The 24,689-nt window shown below is 41.9% G+C and carries 29 protein-coding genes and 1 tRNA gene; 24 read left to right on the top strand and 6 right to left on the bottom strand.

Annotated elements, in window-relative coordinates; all coding sequences use genetic code 11:
- The first annotated feature begins 223 nt into the window (after positions 1-223).
- From ileS to NFR88_RS14230, 16 genes are all read left to right on the top strand, one after another.
- Positions 224-3,343 (top strand): isoleucine--tRNA ligase, encoded by a 3,120-nt coding sequence (gene ileS / locus NFR88_RS14305; protein WP_251617036.1) that lies wholly within the window; start codon positions 224-226, stop codon positions 3,341-3,343.
- A gap of 377 nt (positions 3,344-3,720) precedes the next feature.
- Positions 3,721-3,915 carry a hypothetical protein gene (locus NFR88_RS14300; RefSeq protein WP_160203305.1) on the top strand — a complete coding sequence of 65 codons (195 nt, stop codon included), beginning with the start codon at positions 3,721-3,723 and terminating at the stop codon, positions 3,913-3,915.
- A gap of 102 nt (positions 3,916-4,017) precedes the next feature.
- Positions 4,018-4,491: a hypothetical protein gene (locus NFR88_RS14295; protein WP_251617032.1), complete on the top strand. Its 474-nt coding sequence runs from the start codon at positions 4,018-4,020 to the stop codon at positions 4,489-4,491.
- Between the two features lie 509 nt (positions 4,492-5,000).
- Entirely contained in the window at positions 5,001-5,372 is a 372-nt protein-coding gene (locus NFR88_RS14290) for a hypothetical protein (protein WP_251617030.1), read from the top strand.
- Entirely contained in the window at positions 5,347-5,880 is a 534-nt protein-coding gene (locus tag NFR88_RS14285; RefSeq protein WP_251617027.1) for a hypothetical protein, read from the top strand. The genes NFR88_RS14290 and NFR88_RS14285 overlap by 26 nt, the downstream gene beginning before the upstream one ends.
- Before the next feature lie 259 nt (positions 5,881-6,139).
- A complete protein-coding gene (locus tag NFR88_RS14280; protein WP_251617024.1) occupies positions 6,140-6,622 on the top strand; it encodes a hypothetical protein in 483 nt (160 codons plus the stop codon).
- Positions 6,623-7,609: 987 nt separating this feature from the next.
- Entirely contained in the window at positions 7,610-8,632 is a 1,023-nt protein-coding gene (gene rlmN, locus NFR88_RS14275; protein ID WP_160203224.1) for a dual-specificity RNA methyltransferase RlmN, read from the top strand.
- Positions 8,633-8,879: 247 nt separating this feature from the next.
- Complete coding sequence (gene pepV, locus NFR88_RS14270; protein ID WP_251617022.1) at positions 8,880-10,250, top strand: dipeptidase PepV; 1,371 nt, start codon at positions 8,880-8,882, stop codon at positions 10,248-10,250.
- 34 nt (positions 10,251-10,284) lie between these two features.
- Positions 10,285-11,664 carry a hypothetical protein gene (locus tag NFR88_RS14265; protein ID WP_251617020.1) on the top strand — a complete coding sequence of 460 codons (1,380 nt, stop codon included), beginning with the start codon at positions 10,285-10,287 and terminating at the stop codon, positions 11,662-11,664.
- Positions 11,664-11,852 (top strand): hypothetical protein, encoded by a 189-nt coding sequence (locus NFR88_RS14260; protein WP_251617017.1) that lies wholly within the window; start codon positions 11,664-11,666, stop codon positions 11,850-11,852. The genes NFR88_RS14265 and NFR88_RS14260 overlap by 1 nt, the downstream gene beginning before the upstream one ends.
- Positions 11,853-12,008: 156 nt before the next feature.
- On the top strand, positions 12,009-12,431 hold the full coding sequence (locus NFR88_RS14255) for a hypothetical protein (protein WP_160203221.1): 423 nt from the start codon (positions 12,009-12,011) through the stop codon (positions 12,429-12,431).
- A gap of 53 nt (positions 12,432-12,484) precedes the next feature.
- On the top strand, positions 12,485-13,144 hold the full coding sequence (locus NFR88_RS14250) for an NUDIX hydrolase (protein WP_251617013.1): 660 nt from the start codon (positions 12,485-12,487) through the stop codon (positions 13,142-13,144).
- Positions 13,107-14,960 carry a YgiQ family radical SAM protein gene (locus NFR88_RS14245; protein WP_251617006.1) on the top strand — a complete coding sequence of 618 codons (1,854 nt, stop codon included), beginning with the start codon at positions 13,107-13,109 and terminating at the stop codon, positions 14,958-14,960. Before NFR88_RS14250 ends, NFR88_RS14245 begins: the two co-directional genes overlap by 38 nt.
- A complete protein-coding gene (locus tag NFR88_RS14240; protein WP_160203218.1) occupies positions 14,890-16,245 on the top strand; it encodes a site-specific DNA-methyltransferase in 1,356 nt (451 codons plus the stop codon). The genes NFR88_RS14245 and NFR88_RS14240 overlap by 71 nt, the downstream gene beginning before the upstream one ends.
- On the top strand, positions 16,214-17,089 hold the full coding sequence (locus NFR88_RS14235) for a YitT family protein (RefSeq protein ID WP_251617002.1): 876 nt from the start codon (positions 16,214-16,216) through the stop codon (positions 17,087-17,089). The genes NFR88_RS14240 and NFR88_RS14235 overlap by 32 nt, the downstream gene beginning before the upstream one ends.
- Positions 17,090-17,225: 136 nt before the next feature.
- Positions 17,226-17,301, top strand: a tRNA-Arg gene (locus NFR88_RS14230).
- A gap of 145 nt (positions 17,302-17,446) precedes the next feature.
- Here the strand turns inward: NFR88_RS14230 and NFR88_RS14225 are convergent.
- From NFR88_RS14225 to NFR88_RS14200, 6 genes are all read right to left on the bottom strand, one after another.
- Positions 17,447-18,481 carry a tyrosine-type recombinase/integrase gene (locus NFR88_RS14225; RefSeq protein ID WP_251616998.1) on the bottom strand — a complete coding sequence of 345 codons (1,035 nt, stop codon included), beginning with the start codon at positions 18,479-18,481 and terminating at the stop codon, positions 17,447-17,449.
- 99 nt (positions 18,482-18,580) lie between these two features.
- Positions 18,581-19,402: a DNA damage-inducible protein D gene (gene dinD / locus NFR88_RS14220; RefSeq protein ID WP_251616994.1), complete on the bottom strand. Its 822-nt coding sequence runs from the start codon at positions 19,400-19,402 to the stop codon at positions 18,581-18,583.
- Between the two features lie 174 nt (positions 19,403-19,576).
- A complete protein-coding gene (locus tag NFR88_RS14215) occupies positions 19,577-20,299 on the bottom strand; it encodes a hypothetical protein (RefSeq protein WP_251616992.1) in 723 nt (240 codons plus the stop codon).
- A 31-nt stretch (positions 20,300-20,330) separates the two neighbouring features.
- Positions 20,331-20,912, bottom strand: coding sequence for a hypothetical protein (locus NFR88_RS14210; RefSeq protein WP_251616988.1), 582 nt, complete (start codon positions 20,910-20,912; stop codon positions 20,331-20,333).
- A gap of 92 nt (positions 20,913-21,004) precedes the next feature.
- Positions 21,005-21,451 carry a hypothetical protein gene (locus tag NFR88_RS14205; protein WP_251616986.1) on the bottom strand — a complete coding sequence of 149 codons (447 nt, stop codon included), beginning with the start codon at positions 21,449-21,451 and terminating at the stop codon, positions 21,005-21,007.
- 9 nt (positions 21,452-21,460) lie between these two features.
- Positions 21,461-22,096, bottom strand: coding sequence for a LexA family protein (locus tag NFR88_RS14200; RefSeq protein WP_251616982.1), 636 nt, complete (start codon positions 22,094-22,096; stop codon positions 21,461-21,463).
- A gap of 145 nt (positions 22,097-22,241) precedes the next feature.
- Here NFR88_RS14200 and NFR88_RS14195 point away from each other — a divergent pair, with 145 nt between their 5' ends.
- From NFR88_RS14195 to NFR88_RS14165, 8 genes are all read left to right on the top strand, one after another.
- On the top strand, positions 22,242-22,463 hold the full coding sequence (locus NFR88_RS14195) for a helix-turn-helix domain-containing protein (RefSeq protein WP_251616980.1): 222 nt from the start codon (positions 22,242-22,244) through the stop codon (positions 22,461-22,463).
- A 26-nt stretch (positions 22,464-22,489) separates the two neighbouring features.
- Complete coding sequence (locus NFR88_RS14190; RefSeq protein WP_251616978.1) at positions 22,490-22,762, top strand: hypothetical protein; 273 nt, start codon at positions 22,490-22,492, stop codon at positions 22,760-22,762.
- Between the two features lie 235 nt (positions 22,763-22,997).
- The gene (locus NFR88_RS14185; protein WP_251616976.1) at positions 22,998-23,198 is read left to right on the top strand and encodes a hypothetical protein; all 201 of its coding nucleotides are present in this window, start codon (positions 22,998-23,000) and stop codon (positions 23,196-23,198) included.
- On the top strand, positions 23,195-23,317 hold the full coding sequence (locus NFR88_RS15125; RefSeq protein WP_285813904.1) for a hypothetical protein: 123 nt from the start codon (positions 23,195-23,197) through the stop codon (positions 23,315-23,317). The genes NFR88_RS14185 and NFR88_RS15125 overlap by 4 nt, the downstream gene beginning before the upstream one ends.
- Before the next feature lie 15 nt (positions 23,318-23,332).
- Positions 23,333-23,731, top strand: coding sequence for a glucosaminidase domain-containing protein (locus NFR88_RS14180; protein WP_251616975.1), 399 nt, complete (start codon positions 23,333-23,335; stop codon positions 23,729-23,731).
- Entirely contained in the window at positions 23,728-24,075 is a 348-nt protein-coding gene (locus NFR88_RS14175) for a hypothetical protein (RefSeq protein WP_251616974.1), read from the top strand. The genes NFR88_RS14180 and NFR88_RS14175 overlap by 4 nt, the downstream gene beginning before the upstream one ends.
- Positions 24,076-24,106: 31 nt before the next feature.
- Positions 24,107-24,271: a hypothetical protein gene (locus NFR88_RS14170; protein ID WP_251616973.1), complete on the top strand. Its 165-nt coding sequence runs from the start codon at positions 24,107-24,109 to the stop codon at positions 24,269-24,271.
- Complete coding sequence (locus NFR88_RS14165) at positions 24,268-24,630, top strand: helix-turn-helix domain-containing protein (protein ID WP_251616971.1); 363 nt, start codon at positions 24,268-24,270, stop codon at positions 24,628-24,630. Before NFR88_RS14170 ends, NFR88_RS14165 begins: the two co-directional genes overlap by 4 nt.
- Positions 24,631-24,689 lie beyond the last annotated feature (59 nt).

Below are 24,689 nucleotides of genomic sequence, written 5' to 3'. Positions count from 1 at the left end.
CGGTGAAGCTGCGATTTTGCGAATATCACTCCGGAGCCTGCGCACTAATGAGAGGCAGCCTTAAGGCGCATATGGATTTATGCAAGCGTCCGAGGTTTAGCAATTAGGGTGGTACCGCGGTTTAGAATTGAATCGTCCCTAATCGGAAATCATATTTTCGGTTGGGGATTTTTTTATTGTAGAATACCCCGAACTTGAAAAAACAGAAAGGAAGTAGAGATACATGTTCAAGAAATTATCGGATAAGCCTGTAGCACAGGTACAGAACGAACAGGTCGAGAAATGGAAGAAAGAAGATCTGCTGCACAAGTGTGTCAGCGCCAGAGAAGACGGCGAGAAGTTCGTATTCTTTGAAGGTCCTCCGACTGCAAATGGAAAGCCGGGCATTCACCATGTGATGGCAAGAACTTTGAAGGATTCTATCTGCCGTTATAAGACTATGCAAGGCTATCAGGTCAACAGAAAAGCAGGATGGGATACCCACGGTCTGCCGGTAGAAATCGAAGTCGAAAAGCAGCTGGGCATGAGCGGCAAACAGGACATCGAAAAATATGGTATCAAGGAATTTAACCAGAAGTGTAAAGAATCTGTTTTCACTTACACAGACATGTGGAGAGAGATGACAGAGAGAATGGGCTATCTGGTAGATTTAGATAATCCGTATATTACCCTCGACAACAACTATATTGAATCCGGCTGGTGGATTCTGAAAGAGTTTTTCAAGGCAGGACTGATTTACGAAGGTCACAAGATTCTGCCGTACTGCCCGAGATGCGGAACCGGTCTTGCTTCCCACGAAGTAGCCCAAGGCTATAAGGAAGTCAAGGTTAACACGCTGGTCTGCAAGTTCAAGCGTAAAGACGCCGAAAACGAATATTTCCTGGCATGGACCACAACCCCTTGGACACTGGCTTCCAATACTGTTCTGACCGTAGGTCCTGACATCGACTATATCAAAGCAAAGATGACAGAGGGCGATGAAGAGGGCAATATCTTCTATGTTGCAAAGGCGCTTGCGAACAAAGTGCTGGGCGAAGGCAAATACGAAGTTTTAGAAGAGATGAAAGGAAGCGCTCTTGAATATATCGAATATGAACAGCTGATGCCATTTGTAAAGCCGGAAGGCGGCAAGAAAGCATTCTTCCTAACCTGCATGGATTACGTTTCCGTAGAAGATGGTACAGGTATCGTGCATACTGCACCAGCATTTGGTGAAGACGACTATCAGTGCGGACGCAAATACAACCTGCCAATGCTGCAGCCTGTAGACGAACGAGGCTGCTATACAGAAACGCCATGGGCGGGACGCTTTGTTATGGAAGAAGGTCTTGATGTGGATATCATCAAGTATCTGGCAGGAGAGAACAAAATTTTCTCCAAGGAAAAGCTGGCGCACAACTATCCGCACTGCTGGCGCTGCGGTACACCGCTTGTTTACTATGCAAAACCAAGCTGGTATATCCAAATGAGCAAGCTGAAGGATCAGCTTGTTGCCAATAACAACACTGTAAACTGGTTCCCTGAATTTGTCGGCGAGAAGCGTTTTGGCAACTGGCTGGCAGATGTAAAGGACTGGGCAATTTCCCGTTCCAGATACTGGGGAACACCGATTCCGATTTGGAGATGTGAATGCGGTCATTTGGAATGTATCGGAAGCCGCGAAGAACTGGTAGAAAAAGCTATCGAGGATATCGATACGTCTATCGAGCTGCACAGACCGTATGTGGATGACGTGCACATCACGTGCCCGCACTGCGGCAAGCCGATGAGCAGAGTTCCGGAGGTTATGGACTGCTGGTTCGATTCCGGCGCTATGCCGTTTGCACAGTGGCACTATCCGTTTGAAAACAAAGAAATATTTGAGGAAAAGCTATTCCCGGCAGACTTTATCTGTGAGGGAATCGACCAGACCAGAGGCTGGTTCTATTCCCTGATGGCAATTTCCACCTTTATCATGGGCAGGGCGCCGTATAGAAATGTACTGGTAAACGACCTGATTTTGGATAAAGAAGGAAAGAAGATGAGTAAGTCCAGAGGAAACACCGTTTCTCCGTTTGAGCTCTTCGACAAATACGGCGCAGATGCGACCAGATGGTATCTGCTTTCTGTATCACCGGCGTGGACACCGACCAAGTTTGACGAGGACGGACTCATCGATGTTGTCAGCAAGTTCTTCGGCACTTTGAAAAACGTATACAATTTCTTCGTACTGTATTCCAATCAGGACGATGTGGATGCTGCGGCATTGACAGTAGATTATGACAAGAGACCTGAACTGGACAGATGGATTCTTTCCAAATATAATCAGCTGGTAAAAGATGTAACAGAATATATGGACAGCTACGACCATATGAAGACTGTTCGTGCAATTACAGACTTTGTTGCTGAGGACTTGTCCAACTGGTACATCAGACGCGCAAGAAGAAGATTCTATGCGGAGGAAATGACTGAAGACAAGAAGAGCGTATATGCGACTACTTACGAAGTGCTGGTAGGCACAGCTAAGCTAATTGCACCGATTGCACCGTTCCTGTCTGACGAAATCTATACCAATCTGACCGGTGAGGAAACTGTTCATGTGGCATACTTCCCGAAGGCAAACGAAAGCCTCATCGACAAAAAGGTAGAGGAGAGAATGGATCTTGTCAGAACCTTAGTTACTCTGGGCAGAGGAACCAGAGAAAAGGAAAGAATCAAGGTAAGACAGCCGCTTTCTGAAATTCTGGTAGATGGTAAGTATCAGGCGGTAATCGAGGACTTGACGCCGCTGATTATGGAAGAACTCAATGTCAAGGAAGTTGTCTTTGCAGAGGAGCTTGACCAGTATATGAACTTCTCCTTAAAGCCGAACTTCAAGGTGGCAGGACCGGTTCTAGGTAAGAATATCAAAGCCTTTGGCGCGGCTCTTGCAAAGGAAAACGCTGCTGATGTGGTAGCTCGTCTGGAAGCAGGCGCTATGACGCTGAACTTAGACGGTGAAGAAGTTGAAATAAAGAAGGACTTCGTAGATGTCCGCATCAATGCTAAAGAAGGTTTTGCGGTAGCTATGGAAAACAACGTGTTCACCATTCTTGACACGACCGTGACACCTGAGCTTGCTGCGGAAGGTCTTGCAAGAGAGCTGGTTTCCAAGGTACAGCAGATGCGTAAAGCAAACGACTACGAGATGATGGATAACATCAAGATTTTCGTGGAAGCAGACGCAGATGTGAAAGCTGCAGTAGATACTTTCGGCGACTATATCAAGAAGGAAACTCTGGCAACTTCCATTGAAGAGGCTTCCGGACTGGAAACCTATGACCTCAATGGACATAAGACCGGTATCGGAGTGGAAAGAGTATAACCAAATGTGAGATAAAAGGACTTTGCATGGATTTCATGTAAAGTCCTTTTTCATAGTTTTTTTCGTAAAGAAAGCCTTATAAATGAAAAATTTAAATAAAATTTACATATATTACTGTAATTTTATGTAAAAAATGACCACTTATCCGAAAAAATGACCAGTTTTCCGAAAGTTATTGTATTTTGACAGCGAAAATGGTAGGCTTTAGTCAAGGGGGAGGGATTAGACTCTTAATCATATTGCATCGGGAGATATCAGAGGTTCGACATCTGATATCTTCCACTATCCAAAGAAAAATGAATTTTGAAGACAATTTCCAAAAGTATTTTTAAATCTTCACTTCTTTTAACTTTAATAAAATAATCAGGAGAGACATAATGTCGGATATCAGTATTACATTACTGCTTTGCCTAGGTGGACAATTTTGGCTAGTACGGGGTGCCTGGCGTGGTTTTAAAAGAAAATATTGGGAAGAACCGTTGCAAAAGTATGTGGATTATTTAGGCGTTTTTATCGGTATTCCTCTGTTTGTAATTACTGTACTGGGATTTTTGAAATCCATATGCTGTTAGACAGGCGGTAAAAAAATATTCAAGAAATCAAAAGCTGTTAGATATGTGGGTCTTAGTGGAGAATCAATCAAGATGGCATAAAAAAGTGGAGGCAGATTTGTCATGAACAGAAACAGAAAAGCCATCAGAATTACAGTTTTGATATTTGCAGTTATCATTACTGCGGTAGTGATAATCTATTTCGTATCTCAAGCTCCGCAGTATGAAAGAGATGATCCGCTTCATGGATCCTATCTGGTAGAAAATGAAGAACAAGCAGAAATCATCCATCCAGCGAATTTTGTGATTTCGCTTACAGGAAATGGCGCGCCGTCTGAACTGCAGCAAGAAGCACAGGAGAACGGCGTCGATTTTTCAGAACTGTGGCTGTACTGTGCAAAAGAAAACAGAATTTTTCAGGCAGAAAAAGAAGGGGAGAAGCTTTTCATATACGAAAATGATGAAAAGATCGGAACTTTAACTTATTCTTGCAAAAGATTTTTATGGATTCAATATGACGAATCTTATGTGATGAATTGGCGAGGTACAAACCTTGACTTAGTTAAGATAATGCAGGTTCCTACTTTTGTGGGCTGATTCTGTTTATGACAACAGTATTAATGAGGAGAATAACAATTCGTTTCCTGTAAATTTATGTAAAATTTGACCGCTTTCCCGAAAAAACGCCCACTTTCCCGAAAGCTCTTGTATTTTGACAGTGAAGGTGGTAGGCTTTAGTCAAGGGAAGGGATTAGACCCTTAATCATATTGCATCGGGAGATATCAGAGACTCGATTTCTGATATCTTCCACTATCCAAAGCAGAGTGCATCAGAAAGATAATTTCTATAAGTATTCTTAAGAGGCTAGCAGGGGTTTAAACAAAGGCTTAAAATTCCTTTTAACAAGAGGAGGCATAAGTAAGAGGATTGGAATGAGCAGAGAAACAAAAAATATTACCAAAGAGCTTAGTGCTTTGTGAAAATATCGAAAGGATGATATTTCTTATATATAAAGAAAGAGCTTTTAAGAAATATATCGTGATTGGAGCCACAGCACATATTTTAAGAAAAATCCTATATTTAAAATAAATTATATAATATAATTATGCAAAGAATGATTGCTCCAATGAGCATACAAAAAACTATTTCTGGGAATAAAACCCATAAAATTTTAGGAGAAGCTTATGGTCTTGCGAGCTTTGCTACACTGGGAACCGGTGAATATAAAGTCGATTTATCTTATAGTGTTGTAGTTAAGAACGGAAAAATTTCCAGTGTTTCTACACCAAAACTGAGTTTCCCTATGATGTCTGGGGGACTAAGTTATGACAATATTTCGATTAACAAAGTTCCGGAAACACATAAGGTAAGCGTTACTGCACGATACGATATTGTGAAAAAAGCGAACCTTGGAATGATAAACATTAAAGCAGAAACGGATACTGAAGTTTTTGGAGTTGCAGCATTACTTTCATAAATTAGTTGCAAAGATTGCCATGTGCCATAATAAAATGGCACATGGCAAAAATGAAAGGGAAAAGAAAATGAAAAAACTGATTTATGTATTTCCTATCATTCTGGTTTTCGGATTCATTGTTTACGACATTTGCATGTTAGTCAGTGATTTGAGGCTTTCGCCCGAAAATGGTTATTTTTCGCAAGAAAAATGGATGCAAATGTTTCACACACGAATTCTGGTTGTTGCGATTGGTCGATATGTGCGGCAGGCTGCAGTTTTGATTGCATGCATAGGAAGTTTATTCTTGGCATGGAAAGGGATTTATCGAGAGGTATCATTGAAAAAAACCTATAAAAATTTTGGAATGTCTATAGGTGTAATTGTCTTACTTGCGGGTATTTGCTCTGCTATTGATGGAGAATATGGTAATTTTGTGTATCCTATACCGCAATGTGTATTATGGATTTTGATTGTTTTGTTCCTTTGTTCTCGCGTTAATGAGGTTATAAACTTGCAAAAAAAATGAGGCAAAGGCAAACAAAAAGCAGATGCAGAAAGAAATAAATATTATCATCTGCAGAGATAGATATAAAGTATGGAATTGTGTTTAAAGTGTCTTATAAGCAAGAGGCGGGGAAAAAGACTGCAAATATTTCTGTATCATTCTTATTAACTTATAGGTTATTTTTGAATACAGATAGAACCGCTTCCATAAAAACCGGTACTGCGACAATTTCGCATAATTTGAATTTGAACTAAAGAACTGAAAGGCAAAGGAGCTATTCGTGGAAAAGAGCAAAACTTTCATTAGCATATTTTTAGTAATATTGATAATCTCGATTGCAGTATATGAAAAACATGTGGATAATGAGCGTTCGGAATATAATTTCCAGGCGAGTGCATCTGAAGAGTGCTTTGCTACTTTCTGTGAGTCCGCATTAGGGGTTTTCGATGAGAAATCAACCACTTTTTCTGACTTACAAAGTAGTTATACCGCTCTCATGTCAAGTATGAAGGTATGGGCGCGAAATCATTATGCCCATTGGCAGGATAAGAATTTGCCTTATGACATAACGTATGGTGAAGAAGAGGGCGACGACCCTTTAATGGATGTGTATTTTGCAATTCCGGAGTTGTATAGCGATATTGTCAATGCTTGCTATTTGAAAGAGCCGGAATATGAAATTACCTTGACAAAAAAGCAGGTTGAAGAACGAGTCGCAGAACTTCGCAGTCAGATGGAAATTCACTGTGTGCCATTTTCATAAAATTTCCGTCATAAAGGATTTGACGTAGGATTAAGTATAAAGGTTAAAATTTTGTTCCGAGCCAAAATTTATTTTGGCTCGGAATATAGTAAAAAAATTAGGAAGTGAATTTATACCTGTTTTAGGTAATGTATCTTGGATAGTATCAGGATTTGCTACAATTGCAGATGTAATGGGATATAAATATACACAGGTTACAGTAACTTATGAAGTGTGGGCATATTACAAGCATCAAGGCGGTAGATGGGTTGAAGGAAGACAATATAAAGGACAGACAATAAAACTGAGATGTATTAAATAAAAGGATAATGATATGGAAAAATAAATATTACATTATTACTATGTATAATAACTCAGTGCATGCTTTTAAGTAGCATGATTTATAGGTATAAGAACAAGAGTTGGAGCAGTAGTTTTGGAAAGTATATTGATTACTTTTGGTTTATTGTGGGGACACCGCTTTTAATTGTAAGTACCGCTGCGTTCTTTCATCTCATTTGAATTGGGGTTTACGAGAAACCTAATTATAATATAATTGGAGTCGCATCCTTTGTCAGTGGGACAGGGTATTCCTGTCTGACTGATGCAGCAAAATTAGGGAGCAAGGCTGGTGGAGTAGGCTTTGTCTTTGGACGGACATCAGCTGTTTCTTGGGTGCAGCATTTACGGGTGTAAAGCAGGAAAAAAGTGAAATTGGATTTTAAATAAAACATTTAAGTTATAAAAATCACTTGTTTTTTATAGGATAATCATTTATACTATAATAAAAGGGAGTGGATTAGAAGTCATCATTAATTACATATTGCACTGGGAAAGGACAGAATGCAGTTTGCCTGTAGTCTGTCTTTTCTCTTTCGGAGGCAAAAGGCGTGTCAAAACGGACTGACAAACCGCCGCACAATCCGTATTTTTCTATTGACAGAAAAGGAGCAACGGGATAAGATATGAGTATTACAAAAAAGGCAAGACACAGACAGGAGGTACGGGATGGTAGATCTGCGGAGTTTAGAATTGCATGAGATGGAAGCACTGATGCTGCGTCTGGGACAGCCGAAATTTCGGGCAAAACAGATTTTCCAGTGGATTTACAAAGGCATTTCTGATTTTGACGCCATGAAAAATATACCCAAAATCCTGCGAGAACTTTTGGCACAGCATTGCAGCATCGGCACGGTGCAGCCACTAGAGATACAGAAGTCAAAGAAGGATGGCACTCGGAAATATTTGTTTCAGCTGCCTGATGGCAATACCATTGAAAGCGTATTTATGCAGTATAAATATGGAAACTCTATCTGTGTATCCTCCCAGGCTGGCTGCAGGATGGGATGCAAGTTCTGCGCATCCACGAGAAACGGTCTTTCCAGAAATTTAACGCCGGGAGAAATGGTATCGCAGCTTTTAGAAGCGGAACGGGATACCGGAGAAAAAATTGGTCATATTGTAGTGATGGGTACAGGGGAGCCTTTCGATAATTACGAAAACGTAGCGGCATTCCTGCGCATTGTCAATGACCAGAATGGACTGAACATCGGCATGCGCAATATCACGGTGTCCACCTGTGGATTGGTGCCAGTCATGGAACAGTTTGCAGCAGATTTTCCCCAGGTAAATTTGGCGATTTCTCTGCACGGCACTACCGATGCGATTCGAGGTTCTATGATGCCGATTAATCACCGTTATCCGTTGGAGATGCTGCTGGCTGCCAGCAAGGCTTATACAGAAAAGACCGGCAGACGCATTACCTTTGAGTATACGCTGGTCAATGGGGTCAATGACAGAGATGAAGATGCGGAAAGACTTTGCAGACTGCTTCACGGCATGCTTTGCCATGTAAATCTGATTCCACTGAACCGGGTGGAAGGCGCCGGATTTGATACCGTCAGCAGAAAACGCGCTGCGGAGTTTCAGGAAATTTTGGAACACAGGGGAATTGCGGCGACGGTGCGCAGAGAACTGGGGGCTGATATTGACGCGGCGTGTGGTCAGCTGCGCCTTGGAAAGCAGCAATAGAAACAGGGATTCGACAGACGCAGAGATCGTCTACATGATGCGGGAAGACAGCGCAGAAGGCGAAAACTTCTGTGTGACAGAGATTTTTTAAACGAAAAAAATCGGGCGTGATTGGAAATACTCTGATATTTTACGATTTGCCCAAAAAATTCCAAACGAACTTCCAAAATTCGACTTTAGTGTATGAACCCTTGTGGTATATTATTACTAACATCATATCATCATCAATCAAAGAGGAGATTAGACTATGGATTTAACGAAAGAAATGCAATCTGTTATGGAGCCTTTAGCAAAGGATATTTCTGCTTTATGTCAGATTAACAGCGTAGAGGGAGAAGCAAAACCGGGTATGCCTTTTGGCGAGGGTCCTGCCAGGGCATTGCAGGCAGCATTGGAATTAGGCGAAAAGATGGGATTCCGCACGGAGAACTTTGATAACTATGTCGGTCATATCGAAATGGGTGAAGGCGAAGAAATGGTTGGAATTCTGGGACATGTAGACGTAGTGCCTGCCGGTGACGGCTGGGATTTTGACCCGTGGGGTGGTGAAATTGCAGACGGTAAAATTTTTGGCAGGGGGACGCTGGATGACAAAGGTCCGCTGGTGACCTGCCTGTATGCGATGCAGCTTCTCAAAGACGCGGGGATTCCGCTGAAACGGAGAATTCGCGTGATTTTGGGCACCAACGAAGAAACCAACTGGGCATGCATGGATTATTATCTGCATCAGGTAAAACCGGAACTGCCGACTGTAGCATTTTCCCCTGACGCGGAATTTCCGCTGACCTATGCGGAAATGGGCATGCTGCAGTATACGCTGACCAGACCGGTAACAGAGCATCTTCGCATCCAAGGCGGCGGCGCATTTAATTCTGTGCCTTCTTCTGCGGAAATCGTGCTGCCTGCAGCACTGGAAGACGCACTGAAAGCAGCCATTGCAGAAAGTGAGAATCCGGCAATGTTTGCGTATGAAATGGAAAACGGCGAATTAAAACTGACTGCAAAAGGCGTTGGCGCACATGCTGCCCATCTGGAGGAAGGGGTCAATGCAGTCAGCTACCTGATGGAACTGCTTTCCAGAATGCCGATTAGCGGTGAACTGAAAGAGGTCGTCACATTCTATCAGCAGCACTTCGGTACCTGTCTGTTCGGTGAAAAGATGGGGATTGCAGAAGAAGACGAAGACGGCGGCAGACTGACTTTGAACATCGGAAAGGTGTTCGTAAAAGATGGTATGCTGACGTTCTGGTGTGACAGTAGAATCCCTGTCAGAACGCCGGTACAGAAAATCGAAGAAAAAGTACAGGAAAAGCTGCAGGGAACCGGTTATACTTTTGCAGTCGCATCGAAAGAAAATTCTCTATATGTGCCGAAAGACTCTAAACTGGTTTCTACCCTGATGGAAGCTTACCGAACAGTAACCGGCGACAGAGAAAGTCAGCCGATGTATTCCGGTGGTGCGACGTATTCTAGAACCATCGACAATTGTGTTGCGTTTGGCTGCTTATTGCCTGACCAGATTAATACCATGCACCAGGCGAACGAATGTCTCGAATTGAAGCATTTGGAAATCTGGCTGCAGATTATGGTAGAGGCAATTTACCAGCTTGCAAAATAAATAATATGAAAAATTTAAGAAGCGAGGTATTATCATGAAAAAATTCAAAATGCCGCCTGCACTTATCATCGTCATGATGTTTTTGTTTATTGTAGGCATTTTAACCTGGTTTGTGCCTACCTCTGTTGTAGTGAGTGATGAGGCGGGAAACAGCGAGATTATCTATAATGCAGCCTTTGACGATGAAGGTAATATCATAGAAAATGCAGGAACTGACCCTGTTGGTTTCTGGGACTTCTTCCTGGCTCCAATTAAAGGCTTTGCCAATGCTGCTGATGTGGCAATGGCAATTCTGGTGTCCGGCGGTTTACTGGCTGTGCTCAATAAGAGCGGCGCTATGGATGCAGGTATCGGCGTACTGATTAGAAAGTTTAAGGGAAATACCCTGATTGCAATTCTGATGATTGTATTTGCACTGATGGGAACTATATATGGTTCCTGGGAAGAACTTCCGGCATTTGCAATTGTAATTATTCCATTGTTTATTAGAGCTGGCTATGATGCTTTGACTGGTATTCAGGTTATTCTGATTGGTGCTGTCTGCGGTAATATGGCTGACGTTGTAAATCCATATGCGGTCGGTGCTGCAGTTGCGGCAATCGGCAATGATGAGCTATCTTTAGGCTCTGGTATCCTGCTTCGTCTGGTGCTTCTGGTTGTACTGCTGGCAATCGGTATCTTCTCTGTTACCCGCTATGCAAGTATGGTAAAGAAAGACCCGAACAAATCAGCTCTTTCAGGAATTGAAGGTGTGAATACCCAAATTACTTCTGAAAGCAGCGATGCGCAGGCTTCAGAAGAAACGGTTATGACAGGACGTCAGAAAGCATCTTTAGTTGCATTTGGCATTGTAATTTTAGCTTGTGTGCTCGGATATGTTCCTTGGGACTCCATTCCTGTGGGAAATCAAACTATGTTTGAATATGTGAATATTTTACAGACTAAGTTGAGTGGAACTTTCCTGGGTAATTTGGTAGGCACAGATAACTTTACACCATTCGGCTGGTGGTACTTTGATGAATTTTCTGTAGCATGGCTTCTTGGTGCTGTAGCTATTGGATTGATTAATAGAATGAATCTTCACGACTGGGTAAGCACTTTTATTGAGGGCTGCAAGGATCTTATGGGCGTTGTTCTGGTACTTTCTGCAGCAAGAGGTATTTCCATTTTCATGGGTTCCAAAGAATCCGGCATGAGTATTACTTTTATTCACTGGATTCAGAGCGTCCTGTCCGGCGTGCCTCTTTGGGCATTTGCTATCGCGGCAGTGCTGGTATATGTTTGCATTGCACTGCACTGTTCCTGCAGTCTACAAGCGGTGTTTCCGGCATCACTATGCCAATCTTTGGTGCGTTGGCATTTGCGCTGTTTGCAGGCACAACGGCGGGTTCTACCGGTGGTCAGGTTATCCTGATGTCTGCATTTACCTGCGGTGTAAACTTTGTATGCAGTTGGTATCCTGAAGCAACTAATATGGGTATTATCGAAATGGCTGGTGTTCCATACAACGTATTCCTGAAACAGCAGCTGAAAATTTCCGGGCCGCTTCTGATTGCAGCAGCGATTATTATTTCTGCTGCGCCTTACATCGGACTGGTATAATCAATTACAAATGGAGTCTGTCCATGAGAACTTCCTCTGGTGCAGGCTCTGTTTTTTCCTGTATTTTGACGTGTTTTTCGTTAAAAAAAACATTGAATGTACTGCGCTGGTAGTGTATAATAACACTAATAACAAAAGAACGGGAGGACAATAATAATGGTTAAATTATTAATTGGACATAAAGGAACAGGCAAGACGAAGCAGATGATTGATCTTGCTAACGAACAGATTGAGAACAGCAACGGAAGCATTATCTTTATCAATAAGAATTCAAGATTAATGTACGATTTGAAATATAGAATCAGAGTTGTATGCATGGAAGAATATGAGCATATTACTAACTGTGACGAGTACATAGGTTTCATCTATGGAATCATCAGCTCTGACCACGATATCGAGACTATTTTCATCGATAGCATTCTGAAGCATGCAGACTTCTCCCTGGGAGATATTCCTGAGTTCTTAACCAGACTGAAGAACATTTCCAAGAATTACGGCATGAACTTTGTAGTGAGCCTCAGTGCCGAAAAGGAAGAGATGATCGGCGTAGACTTCTCAGAATACGAGATTCTTAACTAATTTCTCAAAGAAAGGGCGGTTATCCGCCCTTATTTTTTTCATGGGGGTATGAAATGCAGTTGACATTGACTGACGTCAAGAAAACTTTTGAACGAAGAAAGCCTGCTGCTATTGGCGATCATCGATATTTCTCAGTGCTGGTTCCTTTTGTAGAAAAAGATGGACAGCTTTACATCCTTTACGAGGTGCGAGCAAAGAACATGGCATCACAGCCTGGTGAGATTTGTTTCCCCGGCGGGCACGTGGAAGATGGAGAAGATTCAAAGGACTGTGCGCTTCGGGAAACCTTTGAGGAAATCGGCATTCCCAAGGACAAGGTCACGCTTATTGGACCGGGAAACATACTTTACGGTTATGCCAACTACACGCTGTATACTTATTTAGGCGTTGTGCAGTATGCAGATTATCTATGTGCAAAACTGCAGAAGGATGAGGTGGAAGAAATTTTTTTGGTTCGCGTATCGGACCTTGAACGCATTCAGCCTAAGGTTTTTTCCGAGAAGGTTTATACTGCCATCGACGAGGATTTTCCTTATGAGCAGATAGGCATAGGCAGAGATTACTCATGGCGTGTAGGGCGCTGGGATATTCCAATCTATGATATTGACGGCAGAGTAATCTGGGGGTTGACTGCCAGAATTACAGGAGATATTATTGAAACAGTGAGGACGGAGTATGTTTTTACCAGTTACGAAAAAAGAGATAGAGGATAGAGGCTGGAGCCAGGTAGACTTTGTTCTGGTCAGCGGAGATGCTTATGTGGATCATCATTCGTTTGGAACTGCAATCATCGGTCGTCTTTTAGAAAGTCATGGGTATAAGGTGGCGATTTTGCCTCAGCCGGATTATAAAAGCGCTGAGGATTTTAGGCGTTTCGGAAGACCTCGTCTGGGATTTTTAATCAACGGCGGTGTTGTAGATTCTATGGTGAACAATTATTCTGTCTTTAAGCAAAAACGGAAGGTCGATGAGTATTCGCCGGGCGGTATTAGCGGTAACAGACCTGACCGGGCTGTGATTGTTTACAGCAATAGGGCAAGAGAGGCCTACAAAGATGTGCCGGTCATCATCGGTGGCATCGAAGCCAGTCTGCGCCGCCTGGGACATTACGATTATTGGAGCGACAAAGTTCGCAGGTCTATCTTGCTGGATGCAAAGGCAGATCTTTTGATTTACGGCATGGGCGAGCGTGCCGTAGTTGCGATTGCAGAAGCGCTGGAAGCGGGGATTGATGTCAAAGATATTACATGGATCGAGGGCACCTGTTATAAGGCGAAATCCTTTGAGCAGGATGAAGATACGGCGGTACTTCCTTCCTATGAGGAAATCACGGGATCAAAGGAAGCTTACTGCAGGAGCTTTTCCATGGCTTACAGAAACAACGATGATATCAATGGAAAGCGACTTGTCGAGAAGTATGCGGATTCTCTGTATGTGATACAGAACAAACCGCAACCGCCTCTTAGCAGACAGGAACTCGACGATGTATACGAACTGCCTTACGAAAATGAAATTCATCCTATCTATGAAGCGGCAGGCGGGATTCCCGCTTTTTCCGAGATTAAGTTCAGTCTGGTTTCGGCAAGAGGATGCTTTGGCGGCTGCAGTTTCTGTGCGCTTACGTATCATCAGGGCAGACAGGTAAGAAGCAGGAGTAAGGAATCCCTTGTAGCGGAAGCAAGGGCACTGACGCAAAAGCCAGACTTTAAGGGATATATTCACGATGTGGGCGGACCCACGGCCAATTTCCGATATCCGGCGTGCAAGAAGCAGCTGGAATATGGCGTATGCAAGGACAAGGACTGCTTGTATCCGAGACCTTGCAAAAATATGGAAGTAGATCATAAAGAGTATCTAGCGGTGCTGCGAGAAATTCGCCAAATTCCTGGCGTTAAGAAAGTCTTCATCCGTTCCGGAATCCGTTATGACTATGTGATGGCAGATAAGGACGATGCTTTCTTGCGGGAGTTGTGCAAATATCATGTCAGCGGCACGCTGAAGGTAGCGCCGGAGCATATCACAGAAAGAGTGCTTTACCATATGAGAAAACCGGCAAAAGAGGTTTTTATCGCTTTTGCGGACAAGTACCGGAGAATCAATCAGCAGCTGGGTCTAAAGCAGTATCTGATTCCTTATTTGATCAGTTCTCATCCAGGAAGTACCCTTGATGATGCGGTGGAACTGGCGCTGTTTTTAAAGGAATACGGGTTTGTACCGGATCAGGTGCAGGACTTTTATCCGACGCCTGCGACTTTGGCAACCTGCATGTATTATACAGAGATGGATCCTTTTACGATGGAGCCTGTCTACATTGCAAAGGATTTAGAAGAGAAGAAAATGCAGCGGGCGCTGATTCATTATCATAAACCGGAGAATAGAGGCATAGTAATGAAAGCACTGAAAAAAGCCGGACGGGAAGATCTGGTCGGTGTGCTTTTGGGAGGCAGAGGCAGAAAATATGAGTCTGATCAAAGAGTTCACAAAGATCATAGCAGAAGGCGAAAAGGCGTATCAAAAGGCAGAAGATAAGCCGCTTGTTTTGACTGAGGAGGTTTGCGGAAGCCATAGTGATATGGAAAGCCTTATCTGCTGTGGGGATAATATGACTGTGATGAAATCCCTTCTTCTGCAGAAGGAGATGGCAGGTAAAGTGCAGATGATCTATATCGATCCTCCTTTTTATTCCAAGTCAAATTATGATGCTGTGATAAAAGCGGGCGATGAAAACATCAAGTATCATGCTTACGATGACAAGTGGGAGCAGGGGATTTCTGCTTATTTGAAAATGTTGACGGCAAGACTTTATTTGATGCGGGATCTTCTGGCAGATACAGGGCTTTTGTGGCTGCATCTTGATTGGCATGTAGTGCATTATGCCAAGATTCTTATGGATGAGATCTTCGGAGAAAAGAATTTTGTCAATGAGATTATTTGGAACTACAAGTCGGGAGGCACCAGTAAAAAGCATTTTTCTAGGAAGCACGATACGATTTTAGTTTATGCAAAGAGCCGTAGATATCAATTTTATCCATTGCAGGAAAAGTCTTATAACAGAGGCTACAAACCATATCGTTTTAAAGGTGTCAGAGAGTATGAAGATGATCTAGGGTGGTATACTATGGTCAACATGAAAGACGTCTGGAACATTGACATGGTAGGAAGGACGTCCAAAGAGAGGACTGGTTATGCGACCCAAAAACCGGAACAGCTGATTCAGCGAATGATTGAAAGCTGCACTCGTGAGGGTGATTTGTGTGCGGATTTTTTCTGCGGCAGCGGGACACTTCCGTCAGTGGCAGAAAAGATGGGCAGACGTTTTATCGGTTGTGATCTGGGATCTTTAGCGTGCGAAAGTACGATCCATCGTCTTATAGAGCAAGAGGCGTCTTTTCAGGTTTACCGTCTTGCAGGAAATGCTTCCGCTAAAGGATCAAATATGGCTGTACAGCTAAATTTGAAGAGGGAGTTTCTTCCCGATGATAAGGTGCGGCAGTGCATCAGTTTGATTTCATTAAAGGAACGGAAGCTAAGTGGTGTCGTAGAAGACAAGGCGCGGGCAAATCTTGAAAAGATATTGGCAGAGGATTCGCTGCAAATGGTTGATAGTTGGAGCGTGGACTTTGCTTATAATCCAGATGACGGCGTGCACAGACCCCAGGCAGTTTTTGTCAGAGAAAAGGGGCGTTTGGAGACGACCTGCGAACAAATTACCGCACTGGGAAGTCATATTAGTGTTAAAGTCGTAGATATTTTGGGCAATACTACTTTCGAGAGGTTTTTATATGAAGGAAACAGTAAAAGAAAAACTGATTAATTTTATATTTCTCCTGATTGCATGTGCAGTCGGCGCTTTTGCAACAACAGCTGTGATGATTCCAAATGGACTGACCAGCGGAGGTCTGACAGGTCTTGTGCGGATTCTGCAAAATTATGTAGACATCAATTTTTCGCTGGCGTACTATGCGGGCGCATTTCTGATTCTGATTGTAGTGCTGGTGACCTTGGGTCTTCAGGAGGCAAAGAAGGTTCTTGCAGTAACTATTTTGTATCCTGCTGTGATGTTTGTCATGGAGCTTTTTGATTTTCAATTGTTGGAAGAAAAAGATGTGATTTTAGCGGCGATTTTTTGCGGCGTATTTTCCGGCGTCTGCAATGGTATTGTCTTTTGGCGAGGCTATGCTTTTTGCGGTACAGAATCCATCGCTACAATTTTGAAGAAAAAACTGATGCCGCAAGTGGATTTAAGTAAAATCCTTCTAGCACTGGACGCTGCAATTATTATAATTTCTGCTTTTATTTTTGGACGCAATATTGCGCTTTATGCACTGGTAACTCAGTTCATTGCCTCCAAGATGGTGGACTTTATCATGTACGGCTTTGAAACAAAAATTGTACAGGTGAATATTCTTACTACAAAGCCGGATGAGACGATTGCTTTTGTGATGCGGGATTTGAACCGGGGCGTGTCCAGCAGAACTGCGGTGGGAGAATTTACCGGTCAGTCCAAAAAAGAACTGGTGGTTTTATGTTCACCGCGGGAAAGCATGATTTTGAAACGTTTTTTGGCATCGGTGGATCCGGCTGCGTTTGTAACAGTGCTTCATGTGGACACTGTTTGGGGCAGCGGAAAAGGCTTTACAGAGATTAATAAGGACTAGGAAAGAAGTCCACGAGAAACGAATGAACGTGTTATTATTTTTCATAGCTGATAAACATAAAATAGACAGTGTTATCTGCATTGAATAAATTTAGTTTTGATTTTTATAGAAATATATGGTATACTATTTATACTATGCGCCAGTAGCTCAGGGGATAGAGTAGCACACTCCGAATGTGAAGGCCGCAGGTTCGATTCCTGTCTGGCGCACCAATGAAAAACCCTTGAAATGATTGGAATTTCAATGCACTTCAGGGGTTTTTGATTGCTCTTATTTAAACGTGATTTTTTGTAAATTTGTCGTTTTATGCCCTTTTATTCCCTTTGTGTGTTGCACCCAGTGTTGCACCCTGAAACGCTAAAACGATTGAATTTTCTTGGCTGCAGAGATTAGCATGTGACAATCTGTATGCGTATAGATATTCGCAGTCATTGTGATGTCAGAATGCCCCATTAAATACTGGGCTGTTCGAATATCGATATCTACTTTCTGCAGGTCGGTACAGAAGGTGTGCCGCAAATAATAAGGGATAAAATCGTCAGCCAGTGGGAGAGGCGGAATCAGTTCATTTCGGTACACTTCGCAGCCCATGTATATATTCATATCCCGTTTAAGATGGTGAAAGCAGCGTTTGTATGAACTGGTTGTGTGGGCATTTCCTGCCTGATTAGGCGCAATAGGAGCGTTTTTAGGCGTGTTTTTTATTCGGTTGTACAACGGAGACGGAATCGGTACTAAACGGTCTGCATTGAGTGTTTTCGTGCCTCTAATGTGCAGCACGTTATATCCGTCTTGGTTAAGAATATCCGCACCTATCGTCTTGATGGCTTCACCGGGTCTGCAGCCACAGTAATACATCAAAAGAAATACCAGAAATCTATCATCTTCGGTGACATGCAGAAAGGCTTTGCGCTCTTCGTCAGTGATAGACCTTCCGGTTGTTTTAGTTCCATTTGGTTCATTAAGATATTCCGCAGGGTTTATGGATATAAGCTGATTTTCTTTTGCCCTGGCAAAAATGAAATTTAAGAATTGCCGAGTCTGTTTAATTTGGTACTTGGACTTGCCAGCCTGCTTGTTGAGCACGTCTTGGCAGTTAATAGGTTTTACTTTAGAAAGTTTCATGCTGCCGATATGGTCGGTTATACAGCATCTCACAAGCGCCTCGTACTTTGCGTAGGTATTTTCTTTTACCCCGGTCTTATATGTTCTGAGACAGATTTCAGCCCAATCTTTCACAGTCATGCTGCTATCGACAACGACTTTGCCGTCCTCTAAGTCGCGTAGTTTATGAATCTTCTTTTCAATGAGCTCTTCCATAGAGTCAGCCCTGACATAGTAACGCTTTCCATCGAAGGTCAAAGAGGTTGTGTATTTGTACTTTTTTGCCATGTTAAACCTCCATTTTGGGTGCAAAAATGACTCTAAATTTGATTTTAGAGTCGGATATGATATATGATGATTCTCGTGCACTACAACGAGATTATAGTGCTATTTTTCTTTTGCAAGTCTCTTCTCTTCGGATTTTAAACGGCGTTCTATTTTCTTTATATCTTCACTAGCGGGAAGCGTCTCGGGCTTGATACCTCTTTCGTTTAGCATTTTTCGCACACTTTGATTGTTTTGGATATGCTCGTTTGTGATTGGCGACTCCCCATATAAATCTTTTTCTTCTACATTCAAATTTGTCATTTCTGTTGCAAGATTTTTAGCAGCAATAGTTACAGCAGGAAGGCTGTCCGCCAAAGGTCCGGTTTTTATACCGTATTTAGACTTCATATCCTGAGTGGTATGTCCTCCAAAGAGTGCATAATCGCCTTTAGACCTGATTCTTCCGAACCCATTACTATCCACTCCTCTTTGAAAAATATTTTGTGATAGTCTTTTTTCAGAAGTTCGAAGCTGGTTCCTTAATTGTAAACGATTTAATTCTTCAAGACGCTGTTCGATGATTTCTGCTTTACGCGTTTGAACGGCAAAATAACTTTGGGCAAAAGCAATTTCATCTTTACGGGGGTCGCCGTTTTGAGCGATAAGATAACAGGCATAACGCGTAAGCATAACGTCTCTAATTGGTATATCTGCGACACCGCCGCTTACCATTTTACTGACGTCGATAAAATGGTCATTTTCAATGCTTTCAGACGTAATACAAGCGATCTTAGCCTTCTCAATGACCTTTTCAAAGTTCTGCCAGTTTGAATAACCTAATACTGATTGAAGATCTCTAGCGTACCAAAATTCAATACCGTCTTGGACGTGTGCGATATCATCAAATGTTAATTTTAATTTTTCTATAGTTTGTTTATCCATTATTATCCCTCTTTTTTATCCGAAAAATACCATTAAATTTTGATTATTAGGGGCTGTGGTGATACAATATGATTGCTTAAGTCGAGTTGTATCACGCAGCCCGATAATAATTTATGACTGGCTGATGCTTCAGCCTACGAACGTCTCCTGTTGCCGCAGGGGGCGTTTTCTGTCTCAACAATTTCCAATTTCTATAGTTATCCCATGTGAATCATATAGGATAGTAACGTCGTCATCTAAATAGTTGCGTGAAAAAAAGTAAAGAAACGTACCGTCAACTAGAGTCATTCCGTGGTAATCAAAGCCATACTCTTGGAGCAAATCACTATATAAATCAATGATTTCAGTAGCTTCATACCCTGCCTTAATAATTGATCCTCCCCGGTAAATAAAACCTATGCAATATTCGTCCATGTAATAATCTTCTAGGCCTATATTGAATGCTTTCCCGAAATCAGGAATTCCAAAAAAACCATAATAGCAATCTGTGTTTAGTTTTATTTTATTGTATTTTACAGAGCTAAAATTCCCTTTAGCCCCTGACTTGTTTTTTGCGATTACTTTGTAATAGTATTTTACATTATATCGCACAGCGTAATCATTGTAGTACATTTTGCTAGTAGTAGCTATTTTTTTATATTTGCCTCCGGAAACCTTTCGATATACCAAATACTTAGAAGCATTTTTACATTTTTTCCATGAAACTTTGATGTAATCATTATTTACAGGCTTTACGGTAATAATAGGTTTTGACGGCTTTGATTTAGATGCCATTGCTGACATTTCTACTCCACGAGTCGAAGTTAATTCTGTGTCAGCAAAAGAATAGACGGGTACTGACATTATCAGTGATAGGGTAAGGATAATGCAACAAGATTTTTTTAATAGTTTTTTCATTAGGGGTTCCTCCTTTATTTATCTTTTTATTCTACCAACATACAGAACAAGCGGTATAACCTTCTGACTGGGCGTCTGAAAGTGATACTTCATGACAACTTTCTCTTAAATATTGGCAGCCATATTGGTGATATTTCGAGCCTGTATCAGTTACATATACTGTATTTTCTGCATAATCGCTGGACGACTCATAATCATTATCTGTCCATTGGTCATTAGCCGACTGTATACTTGCTCTATTACTCTGACCGTCATCATAACCATCGTTGTAACCAACTGTATAGCCGTCATTATACTGCTTTTGCGAATCGGTAGAATTAATTCTATTGACTCCAAGAGCAATATTGGCGATTAAGGACAGGGATAAAATCGTGGCAAGGGTTTTTACTATTCGGGATTGCTTAAGGTTGATTTCCTTTTCATGAAGTTTTTGCACTTCAATCCATTCAGAGGGATGATTCTCTAATAGTCGTGTTTTTTGTTTTAATTCGTTTTCGATTTTGTGAATTTTCCCCTTAAAGAAAGCATGTTCTCCAAATGTGAATAGTAGCAAGAAAACAAAAGCTATTGGCAAAATGTAGATAAGGACAAAAATCAAAATATCAGAGAACATTTGCTGCTCCTTTCTTTTGTTTTAATTTCAATTCCATTAGTTTGACGTGCTGCATATAAATTTTTGCAATCTATTTCAGTCAATAGTTTCTTTTAACTTTTTCTTGTTTCCTTGCGAACTATGACTGCGATTACAATCGTAAGAATCGTTAATCCTATTGATTTTCTGCTGAATTGAAATGACGGATCATTTAAATTTTCTACTAGCTTAATATCAAAAATCCCTAAATCAATATCAATCCAGTCGGTATATTTAGGATTATAGTCATCCTCAGTAATCGCATCATATTTTTTATCATTTATGACAATCCAATTAATAGTATAGCGACCATCAACTTTTTCTAATTGACACAAATATTCTCCTTTATAAGGACAATCACCGATATCTGAAGTATCGAGTTGGGCGCTATAAATTTCTTTGTAACTTGCCCTTTCGAAATGCGAATTATAATCTGTTGAGCCAAACCAAAGAACTCCTAAGTATGCAATCCAGGACAAAATAATAGTACTGTATATAATTTTTGTGAGTAAATGTTTCATATTAATCTTTTAAAATTTCGCTCTCAACTCAACAACTTTTCCAATAATACTAACTGGTTTACTGGTAATTTCATCTTCACTGAATCTAAGTGGAGCGTATAGCGGATTGGAGGCGACAAGTGCGATTCCACCGCCTTCATATTTAACCAGTTTCTTAATAGTAGCTTCGTCTCCATTGACTAAGGCTATAACGATATCACCAGTTTCTGCGTCAGATTGCTGCCTTACGATAACAACATCGCCTTCGGAGAACTTTGGCTCCATAGAATCCCCTTTGACCTGTAGCCCAAAATAATCGCCATTGGTAGCCATCTCAGGCGTGATCTCTTCGTAGTCCAAAATTTCTTCTACTGCATCAATCGGCAGTCCGGCTTGTACTCGACCGAGGACAGGAATTTGGATGCCTTTGAGAGTTTTTTTCTCAAGGAACTCATAGTCGTCTTCCTCTTCCCAGCCCATAATGTAGGCAGGAGTTGTGTTAAGTGCCGATGCGATTGCAACAATTTTATTTTGACGAAGTTCTCTGCCATCTTTTTCGATTTTATTTATAGATGAACGTGATTTGTAACCGAGTTTTAAAGCGAGCTCTTCTTGCGACATCTTGAGCGCTTCTCGGCGAACTCTAATTCTTTCTCCAATTGTCACTAAATATTACCTCCGTACATGGTTTCAATTTATTATAACTTTTTGTTCAAAAAAATTCAACATAAATTTCAAAAAAGTGTTGACAAATTTCGAACCGCGTGATAAATTATTTGTAGACAATATGCCAACAAAGGAGGTGGACAAGGTGACAAATACGTCAATGCTGAATGATTACATTTTAAAATCAGGAATAAAAAAGAAGAAAATTGCTGAAACGCTTGGAATTTCATATACGAGTCTTAGGAAGAAGATGAATAATGCCGTCGATTTTAGGGCAGATGAAGTTCTAAAAATGTGTAAGTTATTGGGTATCAATAACTCTGCAACGCGTGATGCGATTTTTTTTAATGAAAATGTAGGCAAATAGCCAACAAACCCAGAAAGGAGGATTACATGAAACTCATCGAAAAATGGGAAACAGGCAGCATACATGAGCTGAACGAACAGGAAACTGTTGTAGAGCTTCTTGCATCACTAAGAGATGGTCTTAAGAATTGCGGAATCTGCGACCGCAGAATTGTACATGACGATGAAGCGTATTGGGAGTTCTGGCGACAGCAGTATGTTGACGCACTGACTGCCGCCGTGTTGGAGCTAAAGAAGCAAATTTCTGAGGATACTTGGACTTTTCTGCTCAGTGAGCGTCAGTTTAAGGACTTTCGCTAAACACTGATTGCAGGAATTGGAGCCGTTCGCATTTTCGCAACCTTGCCACGGCTTCCATGTCACAGGACCATCAGGGAAATCCTCTTGATAATATTGCAGTTCGACTTTGCAATTTGAATATCCAAGAGGACAGCTTATATCAGCTCGAAAAGGATATGCCTTATTGGGCATGATATCACCTCCGCCTTGATTATACCACTATTGGCGGGGAGGGACAAAGAAGAAAGGAGACAATATGGAAAAACAACAAATGAAACGAGATTTGGAGCGATTTTGTGACGGTGTGTTTATCACTCGACAAAAGCTTGCAGAAAGTATGGGTATATCGAACCCCAGACATGTTGACAGATTTTTAGAAGGACTGGAACGGATAGACGGAAAGTACTATTTGATTTCGGAAGTTGTAGCGAATTTGAAAGAGAGGTGCGCAGTATGAAAAAGTACAGAATCAGAAAGTTTAGTCCTATTTGGTGGACAGGCTGGAGCCTGGCATGGGCGGCAGGAATCGCAGGCGTGTGGATTTGCCTTTGTGGTTGGGCGGCAATCCCGGTTTGAAAGTCAATTCCGGTGGTGAGAGATTACTGGCCGCAGCAGATTGTAAAGATGGACATGCCCGAACAGACAAAAGGAAGTTATGTGCCATCGGTGCAGGAAATGATAATCCTAGCGTGTGATTGGTACGGAATTGAACCGGATATTCCATTAGCTATCGCCAGACTGGAGACGGGTAATTTCACAAGTCGGGCGTTTGCGGAATGTAATAATGTCGGCGGTATGAGCATCGACGAGGAGCCCATTACATATGACAGCCTCGAAGATGGCGTTGACGCATTCGTAGGAAATCTGGCCAGGAATTATTTTGGCAAAGGATTCGATGACGTAGAGAAAATTAGCAAGAAGTATTGCCCGGTCAACGCGGAGGCATGGGCGGAAGCAGTGCAGGAATTGATAAGGGAGAAGTTATTATGAAAATAGTTAATGTAGGGCAACTGGAAGTCAATATGTGTGTGGAAGAATTGGAGCTTCTGGTAGAGCTATGGCATATCGCCATTAATGAGACGCACGCATACAGCAGAGACGGTCTCCCAAAGGGGCTGGAGGAAATTCATGCAAGATTTAGAGGAGCAGCAGATTCGAGAAGTGCGGAGCCAGTCTATGCAATTATCGGAGACCTAGTTGTATATGCGAGGTTATTGCTTTTGTCAAAGTTGTTGAAGAAATCTGATGATGCAATATACATCTTAAATGACTTACAGGATCTTTTGACTGAGATAAGATTCAAACTGATAACGCAAAGAGGTGCATCATGTTAGACCAAAAAATGATGAGCGAGGAGAACGAGTTATGAGCTTGTTAGAAAGAATGACAATTAATGAACTAAAAAATGCCATTTGGATGGATAAAAACGGGATGTGCCCTATGGGAGGGTTCCCTAGAGAATGGTATGAGGATGAACTCGAAAAACGCACAGGAAGTCGAAAAGGATATCACGAGGAGGAAGAAGCATGATAATCCAAAAAATAAAGACCGACTGCGGAGCAGCCGACCTAAAAACACAAAATTATGATAACACAAAGTACAGGCTTTTGTCAATTTTGAAAAGAGCCAACCGACCTGTAACTCGGCAGGAACTTGTGGACATGCTGGATACAAGCGATAGAGCGGTTCGTAGGTGTGTAGCGGAACTCATTGAAGAAGGGTATAGAATCGGCTCAACCTCACACAGAGCCGGATACTCTTTAAACGATGTTGAGGCCTGCAAAGCATCAGCGAGGGAATGTCGTGCAAAAGCAATGAAAGAATTGCGAAAAGCTAAGATACTGGAAGGATATGACCCTAACCAGATATCTATGGAAGAGGTGATGTAATGCTTTGGTGTGAAAACTGCAAAAAAGCGGTAGAACCGCAAGAAATGGTTACATACGAC

The organism is Senimuribacter intestinalis (assembly GCF_943192965.1).
Lineage (GTDB): Bacteria > Bacillota > Clostridia > Peptostreptococcales > Anaerovoracaceae > Senimuribacter > Senimuribacter intestinalis.
Note: the sequence above shows the minus strand (reverse complement) of the source record. Positions and strands in the feature narration are given on the sequence as shown.